Source organism: Vibrio sp. 2132-1, assembly GCF_033344315.1.
Genome location: NZ_JAWPON010000497.1, coordinates 1 through 623 on the forward strand (window position 1 = coordinate 1; position 623 = coordinate 623).

Consider the following 623-nt stretch of genomic DNA (forward strand, 5'->3'; position numbering starts at 1 on the left):
CGAGTTTTTCTTCTCTGACGAATCTCAGGCCAACATGCTCATCAAGATTTACAGTGGTGAAGCCTTGGCTGCATACGCGAATCAGCGTCTTTTCGTGTGGGGTGTGCCTGCTACTTTGATTCTTGGGATTGTGTTTGCGCTGTTTTATATCTCAAGTAAAAGCCTAAGAAAGTCTATCAAAGGGCTGATTCAAAACGGCATCAATAACGGCGAATTTATCCCTTACTATCAAGCTATTGTGGATAGCAGAGATGGCCAAACTGTAGGTTATGAAGCGTTGGTGCGTTGGTCAAGACGCGATGGTTTGGTGCCACCTAATATGTTTATTGGCGCCGCAGAAGAGAGCGGATTGATTGTTCCGATGACGAACCAGATGATTCGCAAAATCATCCAAGATCTTGAGTCACTGCCTGAGTCGATTTGGGTGAGTGTCAATATTGTCTCTGCTCATTTAGAAACCGGTTCGTTAACCAAACTGTTGGCAGATTTGAATTGGCCGTGTGCAAACCGAATTCATTTTGAGCTAACAGAAAGAATTCCGGTTAAAGACGTAGAAGCCGCGAAAAAAGAGATTCTCTACCTCACCAACAAAGGTTACAAGTTCAAAATTGATGACTTTGGAA

At 43.5% G+C, this 623-nt stretch carries 1 protein-coding gene; it reads left to right on the top strand.

Annotated elements, in window-relative coordinates:
- Positions 1–623 (top strand): EAL domain-containing protein (locus tag R8N47_RS26270; RefSeq protein WP_318186239.1); only part of this gene is annotated, 623 nt, incomplete at both ends.